General features: G+C 60.5%; 20 protein-coding genes and 2 pseudogenes. 14 read left to right on the forward strand and 8 right to left on the reverse strand.

The window, feature by feature from the left end; translation table 11 throughout:
* Positions 1 to 220 precede the first annotated feature (220 nt).
* Positions 221 to 1,012 carry an SDR family NAD(P)-dependent oxidoreductase gene (locus K6N12_RS00005; RefSeq protein WP_097629063.1) on the forward strand — a complete coding sequence of 264 codons (792 nt, stop codon included), beginning with the start codon at positions 221 to 223 and terminating at the stop codon, positions 1,010 to 1,012.
* Positions 1,013 to 1,376: 364 nt separating this feature from the next.
* Here the strand turns inward: K6N12_RS00005 and K6N12_RS00010 are convergent, their stop codons facing one another.
* The 5 genes from K6N12_RS00010 to K6N12_RS00030 form a co-directional block, all read right to left on the reverse strand.
* Entirely contained in the window at positions 1,377 to 2,510 is a 1,134-nt protein-coding gene (locus K6N12_RS00010; protein WP_097629062.1) for an ABC transporter ATP-binding protein, read from the reverse strand.
* A 91-nt stretch (positions 2,511 to 2,601) separates the two neighbouring features.
* On the reverse strand, positions 2,602 to 3,807 hold the full coding sequence (locus K6N12_RS00015; RefSeq protein WP_097629061.1) for an ABC transporter substrate-binding protein: 1,206 nt from the start codon (positions 3,805 to 3,807) through the stop codon (positions 2,602 to 2,604).
* Positions 3,808 to 3,880: 73 nt separating this feature from the next.
* Positions 3,881 to 4,738: a carbohydrate ABC transporter permease gene (locus tag K6N12_RS00020; RefSeq protein WP_222148538.1), complete on the reverse strand. Its 858-nt coding sequence runs from the start codon at positions 4,736 to 4,738 to the stop codon at positions 3,881 to 3,883.
* Positions 4,735 to 5,619: a carbohydrate ABC transporter permease gene (locus K6N12_RS00025; RefSeq protein ID WP_049735830.1), complete on the reverse strand. Its 885-nt coding sequence runs from the start codon at positions 5,617 to 5,619 to the stop codon at positions 4,735 to 4,737. Before K6N12_RS00025 ends, K6N12_RS00020 begins: the two co-directional genes overlap by 4 nt.
* Positions 5,620 to 5,632: 13 nt before the next feature.
* Positions 5,633 to 6,790, reverse strand: a complete 1,158-nt coding sequence (locus K6N12_RS00030) for a Gfo/Idh/MocA family protein (protein WP_116409423.1) — start codon at positions 6,788 to 6,790, stop codon at positions 5,633 to 5,635.
* Between the two features lie 330 nt (positions 6,791 to 7,120).
* On the opposite strand from K6N12_RS00030, the gene yghX reads away from it, so the two are divergent.
* Positions 7,121 to 8,008, forward strand: coding sequence for a YghX family hydrolase (gene yghX, locus K6N12_RS00035; RefSeq protein WP_097629058.1), 888 nt, complete (start codon positions 7,121 to 7,123; stop codon positions 8,006 to 8,008).
* 68 nt (positions 8,009 to 8,076) lie between these two features.
* Here the strand turns inward: yghX and K6N12_RS00040 are convergent.
* Positions 8,077 to 8,646, reverse strand: a pseudogene (locus K6N12_RS00040) (MmgE/PrpD family protein); the annotation flags it as partial.
* Between K6N12_RS00040 and K6N12_RS00045 the strand changes: the two are divergent.
* The 11 genes and pseudogenes from K6N12_RS00045 to K6N12_RS00095 form a co-directional block, all read left to right on the forward strand.
* Positions 8,626 to 9,498, forward strand: a pseudogene (locus K6N12_RS00045) (zinc-binding metallopeptidase family protein); the annotation flags it as partial. The pseudogenes K6N12_RS00040 and K6N12_RS00045 overlap by 21 nt on opposite strands.
* A 142-nt stretch (positions 9,499 to 9,640) precedes the next feature.
* Positions 9,641 to 10,774 (forward strand): transporter substrate-binding domain-containing protein, encoded by a 1,134-nt coding sequence (locus K6N12_RS00050; RefSeq protein WP_097629049.1) that lies wholly within the window; start codon positions 9,641 to 9,643, stop codon positions 10,772 to 10,774.
* Between the two features lies 1 nt (position 10,775).
* Positions 10,776 to 11,399 carry an ANTAR domain-containing response regulator gene (locus K6N12_RS00055; RefSeq protein ID WP_097629048.1) on the forward strand — a complete coding sequence of 208 codons (624 nt, stop codon included), beginning with the start codon at positions 10,776 to 10,778 and terminating at the stop codon, positions 11,397 to 11,399.
* Positions 11,400 to 11,593: 194 nt separating this feature from the next.
* The gene (locus K6N12_RS00060) at positions 11,594 to 12,439 is read left to right on the forward strand and encodes a nitrilase family protein (protein WP_097629047.1); all 846 of its coding nucleotides are present in this window, start codon (positions 11,594 to 11,596) and stop codon (positions 12,437 to 12,439) included.
* 30 nt (positions 12,440 to 12,469) lie between these two features.
* Entirely contained in the window at positions 12,470 to 13,618 is a 1,149-nt protein-coding gene (locus K6N12_RS00065; protein ID WP_131710810.1) for a substrate-binding protein, read from the forward strand.
* 51 nt (positions 13,619 to 13,669) lie between these two features.
* Positions 13,670 to 14,503: a branched-chain amino acid ABC transporter permease gene (locus K6N12_RS00070; protein WP_131710811.1), complete on the forward strand. Its 834-nt coding sequence runs from the start codon at positions 13,670 to 13,672 to the stop codon at positions 14,501 to 14,503.
* The gene (locus tag K6N12_RS00075) at positions 14,496 to 16,253 is read left to right on the forward strand and encodes a branched-chain amino acid ABC transporter ATP-binding protein/permease (RefSeq protein WP_425517700.1); all 1,758 of its coding nucleotides are present in this window, start codon (positions 14,496 to 14,498) and stop codon (positions 16,251 to 16,253) included. Before K6N12_RS00070 ends, K6N12_RS00075 begins: the two co-directional genes overlap by 8 nt.
* Positions 16,246 to 16,953 (forward strand): ABC transporter ATP-binding protein, encoded by a 708-nt coding sequence (locus tag K6N12_RS00080; protein ID WP_183778234.1) that lies wholly within the window; start codon positions 16,246 to 16,248, stop codon positions 16,951 to 16,953. Before K6N12_RS00075 ends, K6N12_RS00080 begins: the two co-directional genes overlap by 8 nt.
* 10 nt (positions 16,954 to 16,963) lie before the next feature.
* Positions 16,964 to 18,124: an amidase family protein gene (locus K6N12_RS00085; protein WP_183778232.1), complete on the forward strand. Its 1,161-nt coding sequence runs from the start codon at positions 16,964 to 16,966 to the stop codon at positions 18,122 to 18,124.
* Between the two features lie 179 nt (positions 18,125 to 18,303).
* Complete coding sequence (locus tag K6N12_RS00090) at positions 18,304 to 19,149, forward strand: pirin family protein (RefSeq protein ID WP_183778230.1); 846 nt, start codon at positions 18,304 to 18,306, stop codon at positions 19,147 to 19,149.
* A 71-nt stretch (positions 19,150 to 19,220) separates the two neighbouring features.
* Positions 19,221 to 19,439, forward strand: coding sequence for a hypothetical protein (locus K6N12_RS00095; RefSeq protein ID WP_097629041.1), 219 nt, complete (start codon positions 19,221 to 19,223; stop codon positions 19,437 to 19,439).
* A gap of 42 nt (positions 19,440 to 19,481) precedes the next feature.
* Here the strand turns inward: K6N12_RS00095 and K6N12_RS00100 are convergent, their stop codons facing one another.
* Positions 19,482 to 19,922: a DMT family transporter gene (locus K6N12_RS00100; RefSeq protein WP_183778229.1), complete on the reverse strand. Its 441-nt coding sequence runs from the start codon at positions 19,920 to 19,922 to the stop codon at positions 19,482 to 19,484.
* Positions 19,919 to 20,404, reverse strand: a complete 486-nt coding sequence (locus tag K6N12_RS00105) for a DMT family transporter (protein WP_183778227.1) — start codon at positions 20,402 to 20,404, stop codon at positions 19,919 to 19,921. The genes K6N12_RS00100 and K6N12_RS00105 overlap by 4 nt, the downstream gene beginning before the upstream one ends.
* 179 nt (positions 20,405 to 20,583) lie before the next feature.
* On the opposite strand from K6N12_RS00105, the gene K6N12_RS00110 reads away from it, so the two are divergent.
* The gene (locus tag K6N12_RS00110; RefSeq protein ID WP_183778225.1) at positions 20,584 to 20,823 is read left to right on the forward strand and encodes a hypothetical protein; all 240 of its coding nucleotides are present in this window, start codon (positions 20,584 to 20,586) and stop codon (positions 20,821 to 20,823) included.
* The last annotated feature ends 66 nt before the right edge of the window (positions 20,824 to 20,889 follow it).

Raw genomic sequence — 20,889 nt, forward strand, 5'->3', positions numbered from 1 at the left:
CGTTCCGGTGGAGGTTACGGTCGTTCCCGAGCCCCAGACATACGAGGAGGAATTCGTGATCTAAGCACCCGCATGGGGCGGAATGGCGGCTTTTGGCGCAACGGCGAGCCGCGTTGTCACTGCGTCATGTCCGCTTTGCAGCAACAGCGACGGGTGGCTCGATGACCGAGACCGACCGCAAGTTCAAACGTTCTCTATCCAACCTCACAAGGAGCAGCAGATGCAGATCGACCTCGTAGGCAAGACCGCTCTTATTACCGGATCGACCGAAGGTATCGGCTACGCGATCGCCCGCCAGCTCGCAAGGGCTGGCGCGGACGTGGTGATCAACGGGCGGTCAGAAGAAAAGACCGCAAATGCCGCCAAACGCCTGAAAGGCGAAGGTGCCGGGGGCACCGTAGCCGCCGTTGCAGCCGATGTCGCAACCGCTGAAGGGTGTGACGCTCTCGTCGCCAAGGTTCCTCATGTGGACATCCTCATCAACAACGCGGGTATTTTTCAACCGCTCGACTTCTTCGAGGCGAACGACGAGGTGTGGGATCGCCACTGGCAGGTAAACGTCATGTCGGCCGTCAGGCTTTCGCGTGCCTACCTTCCGGGCATGCAGAACGTCGACTGGGGTCGCGTCATCTTCATCGCGTCGGAATCCGGCTTTAACATTCCGGTGGAGATGATTCACTACGGCGTCAGCAAGACCGCCGATATCGCGGTTGCCCGCGGGCTCGCCAAGCGCATGGCTGGTACCGGCGTTACCGTGAACTCGGTCCTCCCCGGCCCAACACTGTCCGAAGGCGTCGAGGCGATGCTTGCCGAAGAGCGTGCGAAGACGGGCAAGCCGATCGAGGAGGTAGCGGCGGACTTCGTCAAGAAGCATCGTGGCAGTTCGATCATCCAACGAGCTGCAAGCGTCGAGGAAATCGCCAACCTCGTAACCTATCTGGCGTCGCCTTTGGCATCCGCGACGACCGGGGCTTCCATGCGCGTCGATGGAGGACTGATCGACACGCTCTGAGGTGATGCCTCGCCTGCTGGTCGTGATTGCCGGTCTGCGAAAGTCGGAGCACGACCGGGGCAGCGTTGGCGTGTCGATTGGATGACCGCAATCGTGTCCAGATGCTCTAACGTCAAAACGAACGGAAGTCCGCTCTGCGGCAATGGCAAGGTCTGCCATTGCGACTGATAAGGAGGCGCAATGCAGTCATATCCCCCGATGACATCCCAAATGTGCACGCGAGATTCTGCTATCTGCGGGAGATCCGCCAATAAGTTCGTTAGTGAAAAACAGCCCTCCTGCCGACGGGGCAAGCAATTGCTTCGAGTGTCACGTCCCCCCGCTTGGCCGACTGGCAAGCCGAACCGCCGACACACCGTCAGCTTCAAGCCGCCGTCGGGTTGATGACGTTCATATCGATTTCAGTCAATTCCACCCGCCGCTCAAACGCAATACCCGCCTCGTCGAAGAGATGGCAGTCGGCGGCATTGATGCCCGTGGCAACCGGGGCATCGGCGCGGATGCCGACGCTGCCGGGCAGCATCGCGCAGAAATTCTCGGCCTCGCCGTTGAGCGAGGCATAGGCGACCGTATTGGCGCCGAGGCGCTCGATGACGGTCGGGGTCACGGTGAAGACGATATCGCCGCCGTTCAGCTGGATATGCTCCGGGCGGATGCCGAGCGTCAGGGTTTTGCCGGCCATGCCGTCGCGCGCCGTCACCGGCAGGACGGCGGTCTGGCCGAGATAATCGACTTCGACGCCGGCGGCGCTGACGCCCCTGCAGGTGACGGACAGGAAATTCATTTTCGGGTTGCCGATGAAGCCGGCGACGAACTGGTTGGCGGGCTTGTGATAAAGCTCCAGCGGCGCGCCGGTCTGCGAGATATTTCCGGCATCGAGCACGACGATGCGGTCGGCCATGGTCATCGCCTCGACCTGGTCGTGCGTCACATAGATCATCGTCGCCTTCAGCTGCCGGTGCAGCTTGGCAAGCTCGATGCGCATGTCGGCGCGGAGTGCTGCGTCAAGGTTGGAGAGCGGCTCGTCGAACAGGAAGATTTTCGGTTCGCGCACGATGGCGCGGCCGATCGCGACGCGCTGGCGCTGGCCGCCGGACAGCATGCCGGGTTTCTGTTGCAGCCGCTGTTCGAGGTGAAGGATGCGCGCCGCGTTTTCCACCTTGGCCTTGAGCTTTTCCTCTTCCATCCTCTCGACCCGAAGCGGGAAGGCGATGTTCTCGAAGACCGTCATGTGCGGATAAAGCGCGTAGGACTGAAACACCATGGCGATGCCGCGCTTGACCGGCGGCAGGTCGTTGACCCTGATGCCGTTGATGACGATATCTCCAGCCGTCGTCGCATCGAGGCCGGCGATCATCCGCAAGAGCGTGGATTTGCCGCAGCCCGACGGCCCGACGAAGACGACGAACTCGCCGTTCTTCACCTCGAGCTGCACGCCCTTCAGAACTTCGTAGTCGCCGTAGAATTTCTGAACTTTGTTGAGAAGGAGCTGTCCCAAAAATCTGTCTCCGCCGGCGGTCTTCGTCGCACATTCAATAGAGGGGAGGGGCCGCGGCTCGTGCCGCGACCCCAGGGAGCCTCAGGAGGGCTTATTTGAAGGCTTCGATTTCACCGGCAGCCTTCTTCAGCGCTGCTTCCGGCTCGGCCTTGCCGGTGACGACCGACTGGATCATCTCGATCATCGAGTTCTGGAAGCCCTTATAGTCGGTGAACAGCGGCTCGGGACCACCATAGCTGATGCCCTCGATGAGCGGCTTCCAATAGGGATCCTTGGCGACGAACTCGTCGACCTTTGCCGAAGGACGCAGCGGGGTGAGGCCGGCGCCGCCCTGCAGCTCGTATTCCGACTGGACGTCGGGCGAGGTGATGAACTTGGCGAACTCGGTCGCCTTGTCCTCGACACCGGAGCCCTTGAAGATCGCCAGGCTGTCGGTGATCAGCAGCGTGCCGGGGCCCTTGGCATCGGGGCCGAGCGGCAGCGTCGTGATGCCCCAGCTGATCTGCGTCTTCTTCAGGCGGTCGGCGGCACCCGAACCAGCCTGGATCATCGCCACCTTGCCATCGAGGAAGATGGCGCGGACTTCGTTCTGCTCATAGGCCGTCGGGCCTTCTTCGGAGTAGGGGACGATATCCTTGTAGGCCTTCAGCGCGGCGAGAATCTGCGGGCTGTCGAGCGTGACCTTGCCGTCGGCATCGGTCACCGCGCCGTTATTGGTGTAAACCCAATGCATGAACTGGTGCATCGTGTTGTCGAAGGTCTTGGCGGAAAGACCGAAGCCCGGAATGCCAGTCTTTTCCTTGATGGTTTTGGCCATTTCGATTTCTTCGGCCCAGGTCTTCGGCGGCTTCTCGGGGTCAAGGCCGGCCTGCTTGAAGAGATCCTTGTTCCAGTAGAGCGCCTTGGTGGAGAAGGCGATCGGAACGCCCCACTGGTTGCCCTCGAAGGTCACCGTATCGACGATGTGGGGGTAATAGGTCTTCTTCTCATCATCGGTCATCGGCACCGGAACGATAAGGTCGTTCTGCGCGAATTCCTTCAACGTGCGCGAGCCGACATAGGCCATCGCCACCGGCGTGCCGGCGGCAGCGAGCGTCGTTGCCTTGTCCTGGCACTGCGCCCAGCCGACCACCTCAGGCGTGATCTTCCAGCCTGCGTTCTTTTCTTCCCACTGCTTGATGTATTTGGTATGGACCGGGTCGATCGTGTCGCCGCAATAGATCCAGCTGATTTCCTTGTCGGCCGCATGGGCAGTGACCGCAGTCAATGCCGTCGAACCGAGCAAAGCGAGCGCCATAAGGCCTGTCTTGATTGTTATGCTCACGTCGTGACTCCCGTTCTTGTGTTAGCTGTTCACTCGTTTTTTGGTCTTATTGTTTCACCGCACCGGCGGTCAGCCCGCCGACAAGGTAGCGCTGAAGGAAGAAGATGACGACCATCGCCGGCGCGATGCCGACGAAGGAAGCCGCCATCAGTTCGTTCCAGATGACCTCCTGCTTGCCGAAATAAGCAAAGAGACCCACCGGAAGGGGCATGTATTCGGTCTTCGAGTTGAAGGTCAGCGCGAAGATGAATTGCTGGGCGTAAGCGCCGATGAAGGTGGTGATGGCGACGACGATGATCCCCGGCATCGCAATCGGCAGGATGACGCGGCGCAGCGTGTAGAAGTGGCTGGCGCCATCCATATAGGCGGCTTCGTTGAGCTCCTGCGGGATACGGATCATGTAGGTACGCAGCAGCCAGATCGCCGAGGGGATCAGGAAGGCCACGCCAGGCACGATCATGGCGAGATAGGTGTTGAGCACGCCAATGCTGCGCATCAGCCGGAAGAGCGGGATCAAGAGCACGGCGCCGGAGAACATGTTCACCGTCAGGAAGGCGCCGAGCAGGATGCCCATGCCCTTGAACTCGAACTTCGCGAAGGCGTAGGCCGCCGGAATGACGAGGCAGAGCACGATCAGCGTGACGATGATCGAGATGAAGAACGAGTTGAAGATATAGCGCCCGAAACCCGGCACGCTGACCCACATCGTCCGATAGGCTTCGAAGGAACCGTTCTCCGGCCAGAAGCGGTAGGGCGAGGAGAAGAGCTGGCTGAGCGGCTTCAGCGACACCATGAAACCTTCGAAGAAGGGCGCCAGCACGAAGAACAGAAACAAGGCGATGCCGCAATAGATCAGGATGATTTCCCACCAGCGGTAACGGTCGATCATGGCAGCACTGCTCATGCGCGCTTCTCCGGGTTGAGGCGGCGGGTGACGCGGAAATAGGCAAAGCAGAAGAGCGACAGGAAGATGCAGATCAGCACGGCGCGCGCTGCCCCTTCGCCGTATTTTTTCGAGCCGATGGCGGTCTGATAGGTGTCGATGATCATCGTCGTCGTCTCGCCGCTCGGCCCGCCCTGCGTCAGGATCCAGATAATGTCGAAAGAGTTGAAAGTGGCGATCAGCGACAGCATCGACATGGTGATGATGGCGGGCACCATCAGCGGCAGAGTGATGCGGCGGAAGCGGTACCAGCGGCCGGCGCCGTCGGTCCAGGCGGCCTCGTAGAGATCCTTCGGAATCGACTGGATCGCCGCCAGGAAGTAGATCGTCACCAGCGGTACGCCGATCCACACGTCGGTGACGATCGTCGCCCAGAAGGCGGTGCTGCCATAGGCGAGGAAGGCGACCGGACCGTCGACCAGACCGAAGCGCTGCAAAACGCCCGATATCATCCCGAACTGGCCATTATACATCCAGCCCCACATGAAGATGCCGATCGCCATCGGCACGATCCAGGGCGGCATGGTCAATAGCCGGAACAGCGAGCGGCCGGGTACGGCGGCATTCAGCATCGTCGCGCCGAAGGTGCCGATCACCATTTTCAGCGCGACCGAGAAGAAGGTCCAGACGAAGGTGCGGAAGATGACCTCGGCAAAGGTGGCGTTGAAGATCTTCTCGTAATTGACCCAGCCGACCCAGTTGGTGGTCTTCTTCAGCGACGCATCGGTGAAGGAGAGAATGAAGGTATCGACGAGGGGATAGGCGACGATGGCGAGAACATAGAGAACGGCCGGAAGGAGGAGGATCCAGGCGAAGATGAAGGCGCTTCTTTGGACACTCATCTTGCCGTCGTCCTCAAGCCGCTCTTGCGTGAAGGGCCTCGTCGAAGCGGTCCCAGATGGGACGCAGGTCGACGACGGTTTTCTTCATCCTCGCTTCGTCCATCGCCAGCGCCAGGATGCCGGCTTCGAGCGCATTCAGCGTGGACACGGGCAGTTCGAGCCCGGTGCGCACGCTTTCCAAAAGGTCGCTCGCCATCTGCTCATCGGCGCCGTAATGCTGGGAGAGCTCAGTGGCGGCATATTTGTTTTCAACCACCTTGTTGCCGGTCAGCTGCTCATGCACATCGAGATAGCCGCGCACGAAATCGCCTTCGGCCATGCCGCGCGAGCCCATGATGGCGAAGCGGCGGAATTGATCGGGCACATTCAGATTGGTGTGGAAGTTCATGCCGACGCCGTTTTCATATTCGACGATCGCCACTTGGTAATCGATGATGTCGGCATCGCTGTCGAAGACCTTGTCGGAGCCCATCCAGCCGCTCGGCTTGCGGTGGAAAAGCTCGAGATCGTTGATACCCTCGCGGGCCGGATCGTTGGCCGGAATGAAGCTCTTGCGGCCGCCGAAACTGGCGACCCGCTCCGGCCTTGCGCCGACGACGCCATTATAAAGGTCGAGGTCGTGGCAGCATTTCTCCAGCATGAAGCTGCCGGAATAGCGCTCGTAGCGGCGCCAATCGCGCATGAAGAAGGCGCCGTGATAGGGCTCGATATGTTCGGAAGCCTCGATCGAGACGATCTGGCCGAGTTTGCCCTCGGCCTGGATGGCGCGCAGATCCTTGTAGAGGGGCGAATAACGCAGCACCAGACCAACCATCAGCCGCTCGTGACCGAACTTCGCCATCAGATGGGCAAGCTCGATGCTCTCGGCGATTGATGTGACGATCGGCTTTTCGCAGAAGACCTTGAGGCCGGCTTGCAGCCCGAGCCTGATATGATCGAGGTGCAGGTGATTGGGGGAGCCGATCATCAGCAGATCGAGCTTTTCGGAGGCGAGCAGTTCCTGCGGCGAGCCATATGCCTTGCCGACCGAAATTCCCTTTTCCGTCAATCCGGGAAGCCCGGCGGGATCCGGATCCACATAGCCGACAATGTCGAAGCTGCTATCGATCGCTTTGAAGACGTAGCCGAGATAGCCGAGCCGGAATCCGAGCCCGATGATTCCCACTTTCATGCCGATCAAGTTCCCAGTTTAGGTAATTTATTTTCTTTAAGTTGGGACAAAAAACGAGAGGCGTCAATAGAAAACGGGCCTCACAGCACGAGTATGAAATTTATTTTCATAGATCGGTAGGCGGCTGCCGATTGCCGGCTGCGACAGGCAGGGCGCGGATTGCAAATGGAAAAGCGCGCACCGCTTGAGGCGGCGGCGGCGAAATCAGCCTCTGCCGCCGCAAGTGGCGATCGCTGCGGCAAGCTCACGCCAAACTCGCGAAATGTTGAAAAGAGTCACGATTTTGCGTGTGTAGGATGGTGCGAAACCCAAAGCCAAGGAGGAGCCATCATGACCCGCATGACAGCCAAGGACTTCCCGCAGGAAATTCTCGAACTCTACGATTACTACGCGCACGGGAAAATCACCAAGCGCGAGTTTCTCGACCGGGCCGGCAAATTCGCCGTCGGCGGGCTGACGGCAGCCGCCATCCTCTCGTCGCTGAGCCCTGATTACGCGCTGGCAACCCAGGTCGAGTTCACCGATCCGGACATCGTGGCCGAATACATCACCTATCCCTCGCCGAAAGGAAATGGCGACGTCCGCGGCTATCTCGTCCGTCCTAAGAACGCCACCGGCAAAGTCGCGGCCGTGGTGGTCGTGCACGAGAACAGAGGCCTGAACCCCTATATCGAGGATGTGGCACGGCGTGTGGCGAAGGCCGGCTTCATCGCGCTAGCGCCGGATGGCCTCACTTCGGTCGGGGGTTATCCCGGCAATGACGAAAAGGGACGGGAACTGCAGCAGAAGGTCGATCCGGAAAAGCTGATGAACGACTTCTTCGCGGCCGTCGAGTTTCTGATGAAGAGCGACCTCACCACCGGCAAGGTCGGCATCACCGGCTTCTGCTATGGCGGCGGCGTCGCCAATGCCGCGGCAGTCGCCTATCCGGAACTTGCCGCCGCCGTGCCGTTCTACGGCAGGCAGCCGCGCGCCGAAGATGTGCCGAAGATCAAGGCGCCCCTGCTTCTGCATTATGCCGGGCTGGACAAGGGCATCAACGAAGGCTGGCCGGCCTATGAAGCGGCGCTGAAATCCTCTCAGAAAACCTACGAGGCCTATGTCTATCCCGACGTCAACCACGGCTTCCACAATGATTCCACGCCGCGCTACGACGAAGCGGCCGCCAAGCTCGCCTGGCAGCGAACCGTCGACTGGTTTACGAAATACCTTGCTTGAGAGGGGCGTGGCCTGAACGATGCAGTGGGCGGGGCGGGTTCCCCGCCTTCTATCCGTGTCGTGGCTTGTCAGAGCGACTGATGGCCTGCAATCAGGCTCCAGAAGGGATCGTCGCCGGACAGGTTTTCAAAATCGGCAAGCTTGCGAAGTTGCAGGAAAAAAACAGCGTCGTACCCATTCCGATTTCCCCAGCGCAAGCAGTCCATGAACTTAACTTCACGTTCGTGATCACTCATCGGCGCTTCGAGCGACCCCTTGGCGTGCAAACGTGATTTCCAATATATGCGCCCGTCGCGCAACGTGACCGTGACGACATGCGGGAGCCGCTCCACGCCTTTTTCCTCTTCGGCCGAATAGGACTCCATGCCGATGCGCGGCATGAATTCCCGGATTTCCGGCCGTCCGATCCCCTGCCGCGTAAAGTCCGAAAGGCTGAGAGCCCCATTGAGGAAAGCTGTCGCCAGGCAGTATTGCATCGAGAAGCGGGCCTGCATCTCATCGGTGGGCTCGGGATAAGCGAGGTTGCGGACGGCGGATATGCCGACTTTCGCCTCGATCCTGGCAATGTCGCCCGCCAAAAGTCCATGCTCCTGCTTCAGATCCAGAAGCGCATCGATCGCGCGATGGGTGTCGCGGCACATGCGGCCAACAGCGCCCATCTCGGCCGTTCGGCGCTCGATGCGGTCGAACTCATGAATGTCGGCGTCAATTTCCTGCGTGAACACATGCCGCAGGATTGTCGCGTTCACTACGCGATTACCGACACCGGCGGCAGGGCCGCCAATGTCGTGCAGGCCAGCGCCGAGGTTCTCTATCTGATCAGGGCGCCTGACATGCCGCAGGCGCTTGCGCTTGCCGGGCGCGTCGAGAAAGTTGCACGAGGTGCTGCGATGATGACCGAAACCGAAGTCGAGAGCGTGTTCGACACCGCCTCGACGAACCTTCTTCCCAACATCACGCTTGAAACGGCAATGCACGAGAACATGGTCACGCTCGGGCCGATAGCCTTCGACGAGGCCGACATCGCCTTCGCCCGGAAAATCCAGGACACCTTCACTGAGGAAGCGATCAAGAGCAGCATCCGCCTCTATCAGATCAGGGGCGATGTGTTCTCCAATGCCAAGGTCGATGGCTCGACGCCCTTGCACACCGGTCTGCGCGATTTCGAGGGACAATCGCATTTCCGGGCCGGATCGACCGATGTCGGCGACGTCAGCTGGGTGACGCCGACCGCGCAATGCTGGGCGCCAGCCTGGGCGATCGGCACCAATCCCCATACATGGCAGGTCGTCGCACAGGGAAAAAGCCCGGCCGCGCACAAAGCCATGGCGCATGCGGCCAAGACGCTTGCGACGACGGGGCTCGCATTGATGACGTCATCGGACCTCCTGGCAGCCGCGAAAGCCGAGTGGCGGGAAAGGACCGGCGGCAAAGCCTATACATGTCCGATCCCCGGCAATGTGATGCCCGCAACGGTTCATGGCCGGTAGTTCCCGTCTCCGTCTGCGGCAACGACCTGCATCGCACCCGCTTGCAGGATCCCATGGAAAAGCACTAAGGGTATGGGAGTCGAAAGCGCGGAACTGAGGCATTCACCGCGTTCGAACCTCCAACATTTCGGAAAAGGCAAAGATGACAAGCTCCGAATGGCGGGTGGGAGTGCTGTTTTCCAGAAGCGGAATTAGCGAAATCACGGAAACCGAGCACTTTCTTGGCACCGCGCTTGCGATCGAGGAAGTCAATGCAGCAGGCGGCGTGCTTGGCAAGCCTATCGTTCCGATCGCCTATGATCCGGGCGGGGACCAGGCCGCTTATCGCAACCTGGCGCGGCGGCTGCTCGCAGACGACGACGTCAACATCATCTTCGGCGCGTCGATGTCGGCCAGCCGAAAGGCGGTGCTGCCGATTGTTGAGCGGCACAACGGACTGCTGTTTTATCCGTCGATGTATGAAGGCTTCGAATATTCGGAGAATGTGGTCTATACCGGCGCCACCCTCAACCAGAACACTTTCGCGCTGGCAGAATATCTGCTGCGCCACCATGGACGCCGCATCCTCTTCGTCGGCGCGGATTACATCTATCCGCGCGAATCCAATCGGGTGATGCGGGATGTGCTCGAGGCAAAAGGCGGTGAAGTCGTCAGCGAGCGATATCTTCCTCTTCATGCCGACGAACAAACCTTGCGGTCGGTTATTTCCGATATCGTCCGTCTTGAGCCCGATGCCATTTTCTCGACGATCGTCGGCCGGCCGGCACAGCGCTTTTACCGCATGTATGCCGACGCGGGGATCGATCGCAAACGGGTTCCGATTGCCAGCCTGACCATGGCCGAGAGCGAGATTCGCGAGATCGGAGCCGACGCTTGCACCGGCCATATTCTTTCGGCGACCTATTTCCAGACGGTCGAAAACGAGGCGAATGAGCGCTTCGTGGCGGCGTTTAAAGCCCGCTTCGGCCAGGACTTCACCACCAGCGTATGGTCGCAGCCGGCCTATGCGCAGGTTCACCTTTTCGCCCGCGCACTCGCCCGGGCCGGCTCGCTCGAGACCCATCGCATTTCCGAGGAAATTCTCCTGGAGGATTTTTCTGCTCCGGAAGGGCGGATCAATTTTGACGCCGATACCCGGCATCTCTGGCTGCATCCCCGCATCGGCGTGGCGCGGGCCGACGGGCTTTTCGATATTGCCTGGCAGGCGCCCGGCCCGATCAGGCCGGACCCGTACCTGACCGCTTCGCGGTTCGAAGATGTTTGGTTGGGGGCCTGAGATGGCGGGACCAAGCCGGATCGTTCAGGATCTGCGGCGCGCACGCGTTCTGGTTGTCCATCCGCGCGACGAGGACGGCAATTTGCTGATCGCCCACCTCAAACGCCTCGGCTGCGAGGTTCGCGCGACCTGGCCGCTCCCGCCTGCCTTGCCGCCCGACATAGACACCGTCTTCCTGCATGTCGAGGATGTCCAACTCGAGCATGCGCTCGAGATCATCGATCTCCAACAGACGGCGGTCATCGCCATCCTGACATATGAGAGCCCGACGGCACTCCAGGCGATCATCGATCTCAACGCCCACGGCGTTATCAGCAAACCGCTGCGGCCGCTCGGCATTCTGACGCAATTTGCGCTTGCACGCTATCGGCAAAGCTACGAAAAACGGCTCGCCGGCAAGGTGCAAAAACTCGAGGAAACGTTGAAAAGCCGGCGGCTGGTCGAAAAGGCCGTTTCGGCGCTGCGGGTCATGAATGGCCTCGATGAAGAGGCGGCCTATAAGCTCTTGCGCGATCAGGCGACGTCAAGGCGCGTTCCGATGGCGACGATCGCCGAATCGATCATTGCCGCGCAAGACACGATGAAAAGCCTTGGACTGTCGATCGGCGCAAAAACGCAAATTTAAGCCTTGAGTTGTGGTCGCGCACGTCTTGAAAATATTGAATAGAGCGGCTTGACGGTCGTATTCTTTCGTGCCAGCCTAAAGATAACGAGCAGGTTTGCTCAGCGGCAGGGCTGCCGTATTAACATCATGGCTATGTAGCCTCTGGTTCACGGATTGAATTCCGTGCCAGAGGTTTTTTGCGTTTGGAGACGAGATTGAGCATCAAGACCTCGACCGCACGGATGGCAACCGTCGCAACCGTCCAGTTCGAACCCATCGTCGGCGATCGTGCCCATAACCTCGCCGCCATCGAGCGGCTGGCGAGGGCAGCAAAGGCCAAGGGCGCAGAGATCGTCGTTCTGCCGGAACTGGCCGACAGCGGCTACAGCTTCCGTGACGGCGACGAGGTTGCCGCATTGGCCGGTCCGGTACCCGGCGGCCCGACTGCCGAGACGCTCTGCCGCCTTGCCGGGGAACTTGGCCTTTACATCGTCAGCGGCGTTGCCGAGCAGGATGGCGAGCGGTTTTATAACAGCGCTCTTCTCTGCGGTCCGGAGGGATATATCGGCAAATACCGCAAGCTCCATCTCTGGAACAACGAAAACCGTCTTTTTAAAAAGGGTGATATCGGGCTGCCGGTATTTGACCTGCCCTTCGGCCGTATCGGCATCGCCATCTGTTACGACGGATGGTTTCCGGAAACATTCCGCGAGTTGGCGCTGGCCGGCGCGGAACTGGTCTGTGTGCCCACCAACTGGGTGCCGATGCCCGGTGCGGAAAGCGTTGCGGAGCCGATGGCCAACATCCTGCACAAGGCAGCCGCTCACACCAATGGCCTTTACATCGCCTGCGCCGACCGGATCGGCGTCGAGCGCGGCCAATCCTTCATCGGCCGCAGCTTTATCGTCGGCCCGCAAGGCTGGCCCATCTCCGGTCCGGCCAGTGCCGATCGCGAGGAAATCCTGATTGCAAAAATCGATCTGTCGAGCGTCACGGAGACCCGCACGCTCAACAGCTTCAATCATCTGCTCAGCGACCGCCGAGCCGATGTCTACGGGTAATCTCGACCCAACTCAAGAAAGGGGAACAAAATGCAAATGAAAACCATCATCCTGACACTGGCATCAGCGGCATTCGCCACCGCAGCTTTTGCCGAGGATCCAATCAAGATCGGCGTGCCGGTGGGGCTGTCAGGCGCAAACAGCGTGGTCGCCCCGTCGGTCGTCCAGGCTGCCGAACTCGCCGTCGAAGAAATCAATGCCAAAGGCGGCGTGCTCGGGCGGCCACTGGCGCTTGAGATCGCCGACGATGCATCCGGGGCCGCCGGCGCGCAAAAGGCCTTCGATTCCCTGGTTTTCCAGAAGGAGGTGAACGCCGTCATCTCCATGGAAACGAGTGCTGCACGCAATGCCGGACTGCCGATCATTTCCAAGGGTGACGTGCCGTATATCTACACGTCTTTCTACGAAGGCAAATCCTGCAACGCCAAGCTTTTCGTCAATGCCTGGGTGCCTGAACAGCAGGTGCCGCCTGTCGTCGACAATTTCATCGGCAAACAGGGCGCCAAGAAGTTCTTCTTGATCGGTTCGGACTATTCTTTCGGGCGCGGTATGCTGACCTTCGCCAAAGCCTATATTGAAAAAGCCGGCGGAGAGGTCGTTGGCGAGGAATATCTGCCGATGGACGGCAGCGACTGGACGGCCATCATCTCCAAGGTCCGCTCCTCCGGCGCCGACGCCATCATCACCTCGACGGCCGGCGGCGCACCGAACGTGACCTTGACCAAGCAGCTGCGTTCGTCCGGCGTCACCCTGCCTTACGGCAATCTGGCGGTCGACGAAGGCACCGCCAAGAGCATGGGCGCGGATGCCAAGGACATCTTCCTCTCCGCTTCCTACGTCACCGGCATCGACAGCCCCGAGAACAAGGCATTTCTCTCGGCCATGGAAAAGAAGTTCGGCAAGGAACTGCGCACGCCGAACGATCTTTCGGTGCCGCAATATGAGGCGATCTACCTCTATAAAGCGGCCGTCGAGAAGGCCGGCAGCACCGATACGGCTGATGTGCTCAAAGCCCTTCCCGACGTCTCCTTCACCGGTCCGCGCGGCAAGATCTCCATGAACAAGCAGCACCACGCGCCGCTGACGATGTATCTTGGCCAGGTAAAGGACGACGGCAGCGTTGCAGTCGTCGATAGCTTCAAAGATGTCGATCCTGGCGATCAGTGCCCGAATCTCTGAAACCAGCGAGGCGGGGCAGGGTGCCCCGCCTCCAGCATCGGAGTTCTAGAAATGACCCTCTTTCTCGATATCGTCAGCACCGCGGCCATTCTCTTCATCGTTGCCGCCGGGCTGCTTGCGATCTTCGGCGTGCTGAAGATCATCAATTTCGCGCACGGCGCGTGGCTGACCATCGGGGCTTACTGCGCTGTCGTCGTCAGCGGGTTCGGCCTCAATCCGTGGCTTGCCATTCCCTTCGCGTTTCTAGTCGGAGCGATCCTCGGCGGTATCGCCGAACGCTTCATCGTGCGGCCTCTCTATCGCCGGCCGCTCGACGCCATTCTCGCAACCTGGGGCCTTGGCATCGTCATCGGCCAGTTGATCACGCTCTGGTTCGGCCGCGACGTGCAGTTCACGCCGGCGCTGCTGCCCGGCACCTTCGATCTCTTTGGCACCGGCTACTCGGCCTACCGCCTTTTCGCCATTGCCGCGGCTATCGGTCTGGGCCTCGGTTTCACCTTGCTGCTCGATGGGACAAGGCTTGGCCTTTCCGCCCGGGCAGTCATCATGAATGAAACACTGGCGCGCGGACTCGGTATCGACACCGAAAAGGTGCGGCTCGCGACCTTCATGATCGGCACCGGCCTTGCCGCCCTGGCAGGCGTACTGCTGGCGCCGCTGACCAGCGTCGATCCCAATATGGGCGTCGCCTGGCTGACGGGCGCCTTCATGCTGGTGATGGTCGCGGGCTCTTCGTTCGCCGCGCTTGCCGGCGCCTGCCTCATCTTCGGGGCCGCCCAGGTGCTCGTCAGCACCTATTTCAGCCCAATCCTCGGCGGCATCACCGTGGCCGTCCTCTGCGCAATCACACTGCGCATACGTCCGAAAGGATTTGCCCGTGCGTGACAGACAAAAACTCCGGCTTGTCCTTCTACTGGCGCTGGCGCTTGCAGCCCTCCTGCTGATCGTCTTGGGACCGACGTTTCTCGGCCGCTTCAGCCTCAACGTCCTGACGCGTTCGATGATCTACGCCATGCTGGCGATCACTGTCGACTTGCTCTGGGGCTATACGGGTGTTCTCACCTTCGGGCAGGCGGCATTCTTTGGCGTCGGCGCCTATGCCACCGCCATGGTTCTCACCCATATCGGCGCAAGCCCGGCGCTTTTCGTCGTCGCCCTTGTGGCCGCCGTGCTCGTTCCGCTCGTGCTTGGCCTCGCCGTCGGCTGGCTGTCGTTCTATCACGGATCGACACCGCTTTACGCCACCGTGATCTCGCTCGTTGTGCCGATCGTCGTCACACAGCTCGTCTTTTCGGGCGGCACCTGGACCGGTTCATCGAGCGGCCTTGTCGGTTACGACACTCTGCCGCTCGGGCTTCCCGGCTACTTCCGCCTGTCGGGCGCCTGTCTACTGGCATTGGCGATTGTTGCGATCGTCTTTGTCCGGTCGGATGCCGGCCGTCTGCTTGTGGCAATCCGCGACAATGAAGCCCGAGTCGCCTATCTGGGCATGAATCCGGCCCGGTTGAAGATCGTCCTGACGGGCGTTCTTGCCGGCGTATGCGGCCTTGCGGGCTTCCTTTATGCCAATGCATCCGGTGTCGTCGCACCAGAGAATACCGGTTTCGTCTTCGGAACCGAACTCGTCGTCTGGACGGCGCTCGGTGGCCGGGGAACGATCATCGGGCCGTTGTTCGGCGCAATCGGTATCGACTATCTGAGCGCTAGTCTTTCGGGCGATCTGCCCTTCCTCTGGCAGCTGATCGTCGGTGCGCTGTTCGTCATCATGATCATCCTTCTGCCGGGCGGCCTCGCCTCCCTGGTGACGCGTTTCCTCAAGTCCGCAAGCTCCAACAGCGCCCTGAAGTCCTTGCCGACGCGCATCGTCGCCAGGAATGGTGCGGTGGCAGGCAAAAGCCTTCTGTCGATCCGCGGTCTCGGCAAGTCCTATGGCAGCTTGGCCGTGCTGAAGGGCATCGACCTGGAAATCGGCGCCGGAGAACTCGTCAGCCTGGTCGGCCCGAACGGCGCCGGCAAGACCACGCTGATGCGTTGTCTTTCGGACGGTACCGAGCAGATCGAAGGTCAAGTGGATATCATCGGCACCAATATCGCCGGTCGTGCACCCGAACGGATCGTCGCACTCGGCGTCGGCCGGAAATTCCAGGTCGCCAGCATCTTCGACAGCATGACCATCGGCGAATGCCTGAAGATGGCGCGTCTCAGCCGCGAGACGCCCAACCCGATGCGATCGTCCGCCGAGATCATGCTGCCGGCCGCTGCGGCCGAAATCCTGACGCTCACCGGCATGGCAGGCATGCTGGACAAACCGGTCTCGCTGCTGTCGCACGGTCAAAGGCAGGCTCTGGAACTGGCGATGGTCGTCGCTCTGGAACCTCGCATCATTCTTCTCGACGAGCCAACGGCGGGTCTTACCAAGACCGAACGCATGACCATCGGCACCATCCTCAAGAAACTGACGGACGAGATGGGTTTCGCCGCCATCCTGGTCGAACACGATCTGGATTTCGTGCGTGAGATATCGAGCCGCATCGTGGTTCTCCATCAGGGCAAACTGGTTCTCGACGGCACGGTGAATGACGTGGTCAATTCCGAAACGGTTCGCACCATCTACGCAGGAGGCGCACATGGCTGACGCGTTCAAACTCGAGCTCAGCACTGTGTCGAGCGGATATGGCGCGGTCGATGTCGTCAATGAGGTGTCGCTCGCCATCCGGCCCGGCGAGATCCTCACCCTCATGGGCAAAAACGGCATGGGCAAAACGACGCTGCTGAAGACGATCCTCGGCTTCCTGCGGGTCGGCAAAGGCAAGATCGAGGTCGATGGCGCCCCTATCACCGACAGGAAACCGGCGGAGCTGATCGCTTCCGGAATCGGCTATGCGCCCCAGGAATTGCCGTTGTTTCAGGATCTTTCCATCCGCGACAATCTGCGCCTGGCGCTAAAGGGCGACCGGGACCTGGCATCCGCCCTGGAGAGGGTCTACGGCTATTTCCCGTTCCTAAAGGACCGGTTGACCCAGAATGCCGGCACGCTATCGGGCGGTGAGCAGAAAATGCTGATCCTGGCACGGGCGCTGATGCTGCGGCCAACGCTGCTGCTAATCGACGAAATCTCCGAAGGCCTGCAGCCCTCCGTCGTCCAGAACATTGCCAAGGCGTTGAGGGACGACCGTGAGAAACGCGGCACGACCATCCTGCTGGTCGAACAGAACCTGGATTTCGCCCTTTCGGTAGCGGATCGCTGGGCCATTCTCAAACTTGGAGCGATCGAAGACGAAAGCGCCAATGGTCCGGACAGCCGCAGCCGTGTCTTGCAACATCTGAAGATCTAGGGAGCGGTAAGTGCAGGACCGGTGGAATGCATTCATGCCCTATCCCGACGTCGATGTCGGCCATGCGTCCACCGGCCCACTTTCCGGCCTTCGCCTGGCGGTAAAGGACCTTTTCGACGTTGCCGGCTATCCAACTGCGGCCGGCAATGCCGCGGTGCTCGCTGCATCGGGCATCAGGGCAGCGACGGCGCCTTTGGTCCAGGCGCTTCTGGATGCCGGCGCCTGTTTCGTCGGCAAAACCAATACGGACGAACTCGCCTATTCCCTCATCGGCGGCAACGTCCATTTCGGCATGCCGAGAAACCCGCGCGATCCTGACCTTATTCCCGGTGGATCGTCTTCCGGTTCGGCCGTCGCAGTTGCCGCCGGCCTTGCGGATATCGGGCTTGGAACAGACACGTCCGGCTCCATCCGGCTGCCCGCCGCCATCAACGGCCTCATCGGCTGGCGGCCGACACATGGAAGCCTCGACAACAGGGCATTGCGTGCGCTGGCGCCAAGTTTCGATGTGCCGGGTTTCATGACGAGAAGTCTGGAACCCATGGACGCGGTGATGAGCGCCGTCGGCATGCCCGCGGCAAATGACCGACCAATATCCATTCTCATTCCCGCAGATATCTTCGAAACCATCGACGGCGCGATCGCCGATGAGATGATCGCCAGCATTCGATCGGCGGTCATGCCTATTCGCAAGATCGACTCTATTTCCTCATTCAGCCTCGCGGATCTTGCTGTGGCGTTCATCACCATCCTGCAAAAGGAGGCCTGGGAAAGCAACAAAACGCTCTTCGAGCAGGCCCCGGAGGCAATTGCGCCCGATATTGCCGCGCGCCTTTTGTCAGGATCTCGCCTCGAAGACTGGGAAGTGCGCGAGGCGCGTGCGATTGCCAAGCTCTTTTCCGGGGAAATCGACCGATTGCTGGGCGAAAATGTAGTCGTCGCTCTTCCGACCTTGGCCATGAGCGCGCCAACCCGCGATGCCGAACCGGAAAGTTTTGCCGCATTTCGTTCCGCTTGTGTCAAGCTTCTGTGTCTCTCGGGCCTCAGCGGCTGCACGCAGTTGGCGTTCCCAATCACCGATTGCGCGGGCAATATTTCGCTTTCGTTGCTCGGCGCAAGGAGCACCGACAGGATGCTTGTCTATGTGGCTCGACAAATAAGAGCTGAGTGAACGAGCATGCTACGGGCGGGGAGGATCGCGTGGTCGGCGATCGCATCGGTCGTGCTCTTCTGGTGCAAGACTGCCGTATAATTTATCCTCGACAGCAATTCAAAACGGCCGTTTCTCAATGGAGGCGCGGCGCTGTCATGGCCTAGTGTCGTCACTGCCTTGCAAGCACGGAGGATGCGATGCTGCTTAAGGGCGAACGGACATTCGTGGTGCGGGACTCGGGCGGCTTCGTCGTGCACGTCAACATGCCGGGATGGCTGAGGCCGAAGCCGACCGATCACGGCCATGGCCCTCTCGCCATGGTCGTCGAATCTCTCCTTGATCCCGGCCGGCAGATCGCGATGCACGAGCACCGGAACGACGAGATCATTTCCTGGGTGCCTGACAGCGTCATGCGTCACGACGACAGGGCCACCGGCCGGCTGGTGATCGACCGCGACCACCTGATGGTGATAAATGCCGGAGCAAGCTTCTGGCATTCCGAAGAGACGCTGGCATCCGATCGGCCGCTGCGGATGCTGCAGATCCTTATTCGACCGCGTGCAGCCGATCTCGAGCCGAAAATCCAGTACGGACCGCTGCCGGCGGCCGCGGCAAACGCCTGGCGGCACCTGGTCGGGCCCGAGGGGGAAGACGCGCCGTTTTATGTCCGCAGCGCGGTCGACGTCTTCGACATCCGGCTGGAGGCGGGCGCAAAGGTGGAATTCCCCTATAGGCAGGACCGGGACCTCTATTTCTACGTCTTCACTGGGTCCGTTGTCGTCGGTTCACAGGTGTTCGCCGAAGGCGAGCAGGGGCTGTCTTTATCGGGTGGCAGGCTCGACGCCGAAGCGGCGGTCCCGAGCATGCTGGTCGCCTTTCTGCTCGATCCGGACGCCCCGGTCACTAGGCAGGGGACGATCGGCGATCACAGGAAGATCCCGTCAGCAATTTTCATCCGCGCATTTCTAAGGTGGAGGAAATTTCGCCATATGTGGTATCGTCTTTTTTCGCAACGCCGCCCGAAGGGCAAAAAGGCGATGTGAAGCGAAACAAGACGGAACAAGGATGCCCCTAATGGGTTTCGAACCTTAGCGTTCAATAGGAGGAGCATTTCATGCCTACGGTTGCCGCGACATCCATAACTCCCCCGGACCAGCATCTTGTCACAGCGCGCGAAGCCCTTGAGCCGCTTTATGAGAAGCTCGAGCTTCAAACGGAATCGCTGGTGCTGGCTGCCGCGCTGGAGGCGGGATGGTCTCCGGATGAGGCGACGGAGGCGCTTGCGGCACTCAGACTGCAGGACGCCCTTTCCACCCTGGGACGCACAAATTAGCCCAGATTCCGTCCCTGACAGCTTCGGCAAAATTGCCGGCGGCTATTGCGAGCCGCCGCTTTTGCGTCGCCTCCGGCTGACCATCATTCCGCCGACGATCAGAAGAATTCCGGTCGCGTTCGCCCAGAACGAGGTCGGAGCGGCGCGCGCATAATCCAGCGCCACGCTGGTGACCATCTGGCCGCCAATGATCAGCAGAGCCGTATTGACCGCGCCGATGCGCGCAATCGCCCAGCTGCCTGCCGCCACGAAAACGACGCCGATCGGACCACCGAGATAGATATACCAAGGCGCCTCGCCGGCGCCGGCAGGAAGCAGGCCTCCGACAACGAGACCGAGGCAGCTCAGCACAGCAAAGCCGACGGCATGGTTCCAGAAGGATGCGATGAGCGGCGTGGTCGATATGCTCAACCGCCCATTGAGCTGACGGCTGAGGCCGACGAGCACGCCGCCAAGGCAAGCAATGAGAATGAACACCGTCATGCCCCACCTCGCCCAAACAGGATAATCAGCGCGCCGCCGGTAACCACCAGGCCGAGCGCGGCGATGTCCCGGACATCCGGGCGCCGCTTTGGCAGACCGAACAGTCCCCAATTGTCGGCCGCCAGGCTGAAAGCGACCTGACCTGCCAAACCCAAAGCCAAGGTGCCGGAGAGCCCGAGCGGCGAGTTGACCGCTGTCGAGGTCAAAATGACCGTTGCGGCGCCGGATACCCCACCGAGATAGGCCCACAAAGGTGCGCGGCCGGGCTTTCCCGCCATCGGCGTGCGTCGGCGGTAGAGCGCCAAAAGAAGAACGACGGCGGCGACCATGCCTGTGCCGTGCGCGGTCCAGGATGAAAACAGCGGATTGCCGTAACGTGCCAGCTCCCCATTCAGATGCACCATGAATGTCAGAAGCCCACCGGTCGCAAAAGCGCCGATGAAATGTATGGGATGCGAATTACGTCCTGCTTCGATGGTCATTGCAGATCCCGTCAAAGAATCGATTGCGGCCGGTATTTTTCAGATTGCTACCACAGCAGGCGCAGCTTTTCAGGAGGCGCAAAAGACGCTGCAGAATCGCAGCATCTTGCATCCGGCCGGACCTTTCAGCTTCGACATCGGAGTGCTAAACGGCGGCGTTTGCACTTAAAGGAAATATGATGAGAAAATTGCTTCGCCTGCTGCTGGTAATCGCTCTGGCCGTCGTCGTCTTTACAGGTTTTCGCTGGTATCGCTATGTCAGCAACACCGACAGCCCCTATGATGAAATCGGCATCACCCTCAACGATGCCATGCCCGGCCCGATCAACAACTGGGGCTGCGCCAAGCTGAAAACCACCTTCGCCGGCTCCCTGCCACCTTTGGGCTGCGCCGGCGCCGACGGGACGCAGTGGAAGTAATGCTGCCAGGCTGCGCCAAGGGGCGCAGCCTGAATTGCCTCGCAGGGGTTAGTCAAATTGGCCCGG

It is taken from the genome of Rhizobium redzepovicii, assembly GCF_019793435.1.
Lineage (GTDB): Bacteria > Pseudomonadota > Alphaproteobacteria > Rhizobiales > Rhizobiaceae > Rhizobium > Rhizobium redzepovicii.

Bases quoted from the DNA above. Each gene is read 5' to 3' on its own strand.
- yghX (WP_097629058.1), top strand. From the start codon at position 7,121: ATGACCCGCATGACAGCCAAGGACTTCCCGCAGGAAATTCTCGAACTC.
- K6N12_RS00090 (WP_183778230.1), top strand. From the start codon at position 18,304: ATGCTGCTTAAGGGCGAACGGACATTCGTGGTGCGGGACTCGGGCGGC.
- K6N12_RS00080 (WP_183778234.1), top strand. From the start codon at position 16,246: ATGGCTGACGCGTTCAAACTCGAGCTCAGCACTGTGTCGAGCGGATAT.
- K6N12_RS00050 (WP_097629049.1), top strand. From the start codon at position 9,641: ATGACAAGCTCCGAATGGCGGGTGGGAGTGCTGTTTTCCAGAAGCGGA.
- K6N12_RS00100 (WP_183778229.1), bottom strand. From the start codon at position 19,922: ATGACGGTGTTCATTCTCATTGCTTGCCTTGGCGGCGTGCTCGTCGGC.
- K6N12_RS00005 (WP_097629063.1), top strand. From the start codon at position 221: ATGCAGATCGACCTCGTAGGCAAGACCGCTCTTATTACCGGATCGACC.
- K6N12_RS00055 (WP_097629048.1), top strand. From the start codon at position 10,776: ATGGCGGGACCAAGCCGGATCGTTCAGGATCTGCGGCGCGCACGCGTT.
- K6N12_RS00105 (WP_183778227.1), bottom strand. From the start codon at position 20,404: ATGACCATCGAAGCAGGACGTAATTCGCATCCCATACATTTCATCGGC.
- K6N12_RS00025 (WP_049735830.1), bottom strand. From the start codon at position 5,619: ATGAGTGTCCAAAGAAGCGCCTTCATCTTCGCCTGGATCCTCCTCCTT.
- K6N12_RS00070 (WP_131710811.1), top strand. From the start codon at position 13,670: ATGACCCTCTTTCTCGATATCGTCAGCACCGCGGCCATTCTCTTCATC.
- K6N12_RS00020 (WP_222148538.1), bottom strand. From the start codon at position 4,738: ATGAGCAGTGCTGCCATGATCGACCGTTACCGCTGGTGGGAAATCATC.
- K6N12_RS00015 (WP_097629061.1), bottom strand. From the start codon at position 3,807: ATGGCGCTCGCTTTGCTCGGTTCGACGGCATTGACTGCGGTCACTGCC.
- K6N12_RS00030 (WP_116409423.1), bottom strand. From the start codon at position 6,790: ATGAAAGTGGGAATCATCGGGCTCGGATTCCGGCTCGGCTATCTCGGC.
- K6N12_RS00095 (WP_097629041.1), top strand. From the start codon at position 19,221: ATGCCTACGGTTGCCGCGACATCCATAACTCCCCCGGACCAGCATCTT.
- K6N12_RS00065 (WP_131710810.1), top strand. From the start codon at position 12,470: ATGCAAATGAAAACCATCATCCTGACACTGGCATCAGCGGCATTCGCC.
- K6N12_RS00110 (WP_183778225.1), top strand. From the start codon at position 20,584: ATGAGAAAATTGCTTCGCCTGCTGCTGGTAATCGCTCTGGCCGTCGTC.